The following is a 5728-nucleotide window of genomic DNA, read 5'->3' on the forward strand; positions in this document are numbered from 1 at the left end:
CACCTACGTCCTCGACTACGAGTGGGACGTCGTCGAGGACGGCACGGGCGTCGTCTCGTGGTCGCTCGTCTCGGCCCAGGTGCTCAAGGCGATGAACGGCTCGTACACCCTGGCGTCCGACGGCGCGGGCACGAAGGTGACCTACCGGCTCGCCGTCGACGTCAAGATCCCCATGATCGGGCTCCTCAAGCGCAAGGCGGAGAAGGTCATCGTCGACACCGCGCTCAAGGAGCTGAAGAAGCGCGTCGAGGCCTGACCGACCGTGACCCTGAGCGACGGTCCTGCCACGGCACCTGATCAGCCCGAGCCGACGGCCGGGACCGGATCCGCCCGCCCCGAGGGCGCCTCGCGCGCCGAGGGCGCCTCGAGCCTCGGAAGCGTCGCCGAAGAGGCTGCGCTCCTCATCGACCTGCTCTCGCAACGCACGCGGTCGGACGCTTCGGGTATGCCGTCGCCCGGGTCCGCGGACGCCGGGTCGGACCGCAAGTCGGACGGCAGGTCGGACGGCAGGTCGAATGCGCGACCGGGGGTGTGCACGTGCGGAGGCACCACGCCTGCTGCGTGCCGTGTGTGCCCGGTCTGCCAGCTCATCGCGTTTGTGCAGCAGGTCAACCCGGACACCATCGACAAGGTCGCCGACTTCGTCGGCTTCGCGGCCACCGCGCTCCGCGACCTGGCCACGGCCCAGCGCGAGCGACGGGCCGAGCCTGGCACCGACGCGGAAACCAGCAGCGACACCACCGAGACTGACACCAACGACACCAACGACACCGACGACACCGACGACACCGACGACACCAACGGCACCGACGACACCGACAGGCCTCGACCCGGAGACCCCGCATGACCAGGCGACTCGCCATCGGCATCGACATCGGGGGCACGAAGGTCGCCGGCGGCGTCGTCGACGAGGCGGGCACCATCACCCACCGCACCCGTCGTGACACCCCGCACCGCTCGACGTCGCCCAGCGTCGTCGAGAACACCATCGTCGAGTCGGTGGAGGAGCTGCTGCGCCAGGTCGACGCCGACGACGTCGTCGCCGTGGGGATCGGCGCCGCGGGCTTCGTCGCCGAGGACCGCGCCACCGTCGTCTTCGCGCCGCACCTGTCCTGGCGCAACGAGCCGCTGCGCGATGCCCTGTCCCAGCGCATCGAGCTGCCGATCACCGTCGACAACGACGCCAACGCGGCGGCCTGGGCCGAGGCCTGCTTCGGCGCCGCTCGCGGCGAGTCGCACGTCGTCGTCATCACCCTCGGCACAGGCATCGGCGGCGCGCTCATCATCGATGGCGACGTCCAGCGCGGGCGGCACGGCATCGCCGGCGAGTTCGGCCACATGCAGATCATGCCGGGGGGCATCCGCTGCGAGTGCGGCAACCGCGGTTGCTGGGAGCAGTACGCCAGCGGCAACGCCCTCGTGCGCGAGGCCCGAGCGATGATCGAGGCCGGGTCGCCCGTCGTGGCCGACCTGCTGGTCCGTCTCGGGGGCGACGCCAACGCCCTGACGGGCCCGTTCATAACGGAGGCCGCACGCGAGGGTGATCCCACGGCGCGTGAGCTGCTCGCCGACATCGGGGAGTGGCTGGGCATCGGTCTGGCGAACCTCGCCGCGGCCTTCGACCCCGGCCTCTTCGTCATCGGCGGTGGTGTCAGCGCGGCCGACGAGATGCTCATCGGCCCGGCCCGCGAGGCCTTCCGACGCCAGCTGCCCGGACGCGGCTACCGCCCCGAGGCGCGCATCGTGCGTGCCGTGCTCGGCAGTGACGCAGGCCTCATCGGGGCCGCTGAGCTGGCGCGCGCGGGCCGCTGAGCCGTGTGCGCGGCGCGACCGCAGCACGTGCTGCGGGTCATGACGTACAACGTGCACGACCTCCGGGACGACCGCGTGGCCGCAGCCCGGGTGGTGCGCGCCGTGGGGCCCGACGTGCTGTGCCTGCAGGAGGTGCCGCGCCGCCTCACGACCGAGCTCCGGCTCCCGCCGTTCGCCCGCGCCTGTCGTCTGCTCTGGAACGGTGGCCGTCTCGGCACCGGCGGGACGGCGGTCCTGACCGCGCCGAGGGTCGTCGTCCACCACGTGCGCCGGGGTCGCCTCCCGGTCCGCTTCCCCGACCGGACGCGGGGGTATGCCGCCGCGACCGTCTCGCTCGCGGGCGACGGCCCAGACCTGCCTCCCGTCACGGTGGTCAGCGTGCACCTCGGCCTGCGGGCGCCTGAACGGCTGCGCCACGCATCGGTGGTGCTCGACGGGCTGGGTGACCGGGCCGTCGTGGCAGGGGACCTCAACGAGGAAGCCGGGGCAGCGGCATACGACCTCATCGCGGGCCGCCTCCCAGTGGCCTGGGACGGCGTGCCGACGTTCCCCGCTCGGCTGCCGACCGTCGCCCTGGACGCGGTCTTCGCGGGGCGGGGTCTCGCTCTCGTCAGCGGGCCCGAGGTCCGTGTCACCGAGGCCGACCTCAGTGCGGGATCGGACCACCGGCCGGTCTGGGTCGACCTCGACCTGACACCGCGCGTCGCCTGACGCCGACCCCGGAGGGGGCTGCGCCTAGACGCGGGTGCCGTCGTCGAAGGGGTCGCGCTCGTTGCCGCCGCGCAGGACCAGCAGCACGAAACCGACGACGAGCATCGTCACGGCGGTCACGACCCACCAGCCGCTGCCGTCGCGGTCGAAGAAGAGGACGTAGAGCAGCAGCAGCGGGCCGCCGGCGAGGCCGCCGACGATGGCCCAGAACATCGGGTCGGTCTCGGCCGAGGGTAGGTCGATCTCCGACGGCGGGACGAAGTGGTCGTCGTCCGCCACGTCGCCGACCTCGTCACGAGGGGGAGTGTTGGCACGCCAGGCATGTGACGTCGTCGGCGCGATCGGCAGCTCCAGCAGGCCGGACGAGCTGGACGGCGCCGCTGCGCCGGGACTGGGCTGCTGGGGCGGCGCCGCCGGGTCGTTGCCGGTCACGCCTTGCGGGCGCTCCGGCTGCTCCGGCTGCTCCGGATGCTCCGGCTGGTCCGACTCGGCGTGCTTGGGCTCAGGCTGCTCGGCGTCCTCGAGCTCAGGCTCGCGCTCAGGTCGCTCCGGCTGGGCGCCCGCTCGTTCGGCGCCGGTCGACGCGGCGTCCGGCTCGTGCAGCACGGCCGCCTCGTCCGGCTGCTCCCGGCCGTCGGTCCGAAGCGCGCCGCCGACGCCGTGGGGCTGCGGGTCGGGGGCCTCCGCGTCCCAGCCGGCGATGATGCGCGCGAACTCCGCGTCGAGCTCGCGATCGCTCACGGCCGGGCCGCCCGGCTCCGTCGCGCGGGCAGACCGAAGCCGGCTGCGGCGCCGGGAAGGACCGTCACGATGGGCTCCTCAGGGGAGGCGACTGAATCCCCTGATCCTCGCATGCCCCGCTGTGCGGGCGCGAGTGTCGTAGAGTTCGAGCCGTCACGAGCGGAAGGCGGACAGGGTTGTTCTACTGGTTCCTCAAGACGATCGTCATCGGGCCGATCGTCAAGCTCGTCTTCCGCCCCTGGGTGGAGGGCGAGGAGCACATCCCCGAGGAGGGGGCCGCGATCTTCGCGAGCAACCACCTGTCCTTCTCCGACTCGATCTTCCTGCCGCTCGTGGTCTCCCGACGCGTCACGTTCCTCGCCAAGAGCGACTACTTCACCGGACGTGGCATCAAGGGCAGGCTGACGGCTGCCTTCTTCCGCGGGGTCGGGCAGCTGCCCGTCGACCGGTCGGGCGGCAAGGCGAGCAATGCCGCGCTGAGCTCCGGGCTCAAGGTCCTCCGGCGCGGCGAGCTGCTCGGCATCTACCCTGAGGGCACACGCTCGCCCGACGGCCGCCTCTACCGCGGCCGCACCGGCGTCGCCCGGATGGCCCTCGAGGGCAAGGTGAAGGTCATCCCGGTCGCCATGATCGGCACCGACAAGGCCCAGCCGACCGGCAAGGTCATCCCGCGGATCATGCGGGTCGGTGTCCGGATGGGCAAGCCGCTCGACTTCTCCCGCTACGAGGGGATGGAGGACGACCGGTTCGTCCTGCGGTCGATCACCGACGAGATCATGTACGAGCTGATGCTCCTGTCGGGCCAGGAGTACGTCGACATGTACGCCACCTCGATGAAGGACCGACTGGTCTCGGCGGCGCGGGCCAAGGCCCGCGAGCTGCAGGAGGCGGCCAAGCCCGGGAGCGCTGCCCCCGAGCTCGAGGCGGCGCTCGATGCCGCCGAGGGCCGGGCACGCTCGTCGACGGCCGCGGCAGAGGGTGACGGGGCCGTCGGTACGGGACCGGAGGACCAGGACGACGACGGCGACGCGCCTGTCGTGGCGGCGTCCTGACGTCATGGCCGCCGTCCCCGCGTCGACGCGCGCGGTCGTGGACGACGAGCACGCCATCGTCCGAGGACTGTGGCGTGGCCTCGACGTCTTCCGCTTGCTCGCCCTCGCGTATGCCGCATGGTCGGTGTGGGAGCGCCACGGGCAGATCGCACACCTCGCCCTGGGCGTCATGGTCCTCGGTGTGCTCGCCGCCTGGACCCTGACGGTGACCCTGCGGCCGATGCGCACGGTGCGGGCCTACGCGGTCGAGCTCGTCATCGGGTGCTCCGCGATTCTCGCCACCCGGCTCGTCGACGACCCCGCGGTCATCACGGCGGGCGCCAAGACCATTCCGTCGATCTGGCCGACGGCCGCCGTCGTCGGGTTCGCGGTGCTCCGCGGCTGGCGCGGTGGAGTCGCTGCTGCGTCGCTGGTCGCGGCGTGCTCCTTCGTCGAGGTGGTCGAGCCGACCCCCAACACGGTCACGAACTCGATCTTCGGTCTCCTGCTCGGCGGGTGCATCGGGCACTGCGTCGACCTGGCCCGCTCCAGCCACGCGGCGCTCGCCGAGGCGATGCGGCTCGACGCGGCTCGCGCCGAGCGCGACCGTCTGGCCCGGACCGTCCACGACGGCGTCCTGCAGACGCTCGCGTTCATCCACCGTCGGGCCAGCGACCTCGGGGGTGAGACGGCCCGGCTCGGAGCCATGGCCGGCGAGCAGGAGCGGATCCTGCGCACGCTCGTCAGCCAGGCCGACCTCGAGGCAGTCGGTCGCGCCGTCAGTGGTGACGCGGACCTGCGGGCTCTGCTGCGCCACATCGAGGGTGAGGGGGTGCAGCTCGTCTCGCCGGCCGACCCGGTTCTGCTGCCGCGCCGGGTGGCCGACGAGGTCGTCGCCGCGGTGGAGGCGGCCCTCGACAACGTGCGTCGGCACGCCGGTGACGACGCCCGCGCCTGGGTCCTGCTCGACGACGCCGGCGACGAGGTGGCGGTGACGATCCGCGACTCCGGGCGCGGGGTGCCGGCCGGTCGCCTCGACGAGGCGGTCACCCAGGGACGTCTCGGGGTCTCGTCGAGCATCCTAGGGCGGCTCGCGGATCTCGGAGGAACGGCGACGGTTGCTTCCGGCCCGGGCGGAGGTACGACCGTGGAGCTGCGGATCCCGCATCGGCGGGCGGCGCGCCTCCCCGGCCGACACCGTGGTCGCCAATTGGACGTTCGCGTCGACAGCGGCGCGGGGGCCCGGACCCAGGGACGAGGAGCATCGTGACGGAGCAGCAGGACGCCATGCCGCAGCGGGGGAGCGGCACGCCGCCCGAGCACATCCGCGTCGTGGTCGCGGACGACCACCCGATGTGGCGCGATGCCGTGGCCCGCGACCTCGCCGATGCCGGGTTCGAGGTCCTGGCGACGGCGGACGACGGGCGCTCGGC

General features: G+C 72.9%; 7 protein-coding genes. 6 read left to right on the plus strand and 1 reads right to left on the minus strand.

Going from position 1 to position 5728, the window contains the following annotated elements:
• From AC1DP0_RS16920 to AC1DP0_RS16935, 4 genes are all read left to right on the plus strand, one after another.
• Positions 1 to 256 (plus strand): DUF2505 family protein (locus tag AC1DP0_RS16920; protein ID WP_478086486.1); only part of this gene is annotated, 256 nt, incomplete at its 5' end.
• A gap of 6 nt (positions 257 to 262) precedes the next feature.
• Positions 263 to 847: a hypothetical protein gene (locus AC1DP0_RS16925; protein ID WP_478086490.1), complete on the plus strand. Its 585-nt coding sequence runs from the start codon at positions 263 to 265 to the stop codon at positions 845 to 847.
• A complete protein-coding gene (locus tag AC1DP0_RS16930) occupies positions 844 to 1812 on the plus strand; it encodes an ROK family glucokinase (RefSeq protein WP_478086495.1) in 969 nt (322 codons plus the stop codon). The genes AC1DP0_RS16925 and AC1DP0_RS16930 overlap by 4 nt, the downstream gene beginning before the upstream one ends.
• 39 nt (positions 1813 to 1851) lie before the next feature.
• Positions 1852 to 2523 (plus strand): endonuclease/exonuclease/phosphatase family protein, encoded by a 672-nt coding sequence (locus AC1DP0_RS16935; RefSeq protein WP_478086499.1) that lies wholly within the window; start codon positions 1852 to 1854, stop codon positions 2521 to 2523.
• 24 nt (positions 2524 to 2547) lie between these two features.
• On the opposite strand, the gene AC1DP0_RS16940 is transcribed toward AC1DP0_RS16935, so the two are convergent.
• The gene (locus tag AC1DP0_RS16940; RefSeq protein WP_478086502.1) at positions 2548 to 3264 is read right to left on the minus strand and encodes a hypothetical protein; all 717 of its coding nucleotides are present in this window, start codon (positions 3262 to 3264) and stop codon (positions 2548 to 2550) included.
• A 176-nt stretch (positions 3265 to 3440) separates the two neighbouring features.
• Here AC1DP0_RS16940 and AC1DP0_RS16945 point away from each other — a divergent pair, with 176 nt between their 5' ends.
• Complete coding sequence (locus AC1DP0_RS16945; RefSeq protein ID WP_478086506.1) at positions 3441 to 4316, plus strand: lysophospholipid acyltransferase family protein; 876 nt, start codon at positions 3441 to 3443, stop codon at positions 4314 to 4316.
• A gap of 4 nt (positions 4317 to 4320) precedes the next feature.
• Positions 4321 to 5565 (plus strand): MacS family sensor histidine kinase, encoded by a 1245-nt coding sequence (macS, locus tag AC1DP0_RS16950; RefSeq protein WP_478086509.1) that lies wholly within the window; start codon positions 4321 to 4323, stop codon positions 5563 to 5565.
• Positions 5566 to 5728 lie beyond the last annotated feature (163 nt).

This window comes from Terrabacter sp. P5_B1 (genome assembly GCF_056400505.1).

Bases quoted from the DNA above. Each gene is read 5' to 3' on its own strand.
- AC1DP0_RS16930 (WP_478086495.1), top strand. From the start codon at position 844: ATGACCAGGCGACTCGCCATCGGCATCGACATCGGGGGCACGAAGGTC.
- macS (WP_478086509.1), top strand. From the start codon at position 4,321: ATGGCCGCCGTCCCCGCGTCGACGCGCGCGGTCGTGGACGACGAGCAC.
- AC1DP0_RS16935 (WP_478086499.1), top strand. From the start codon at position 1,852: ATGACGTACAACGTGCACGACCTCCGGGACGACCGCGTGGCCGCAGCC.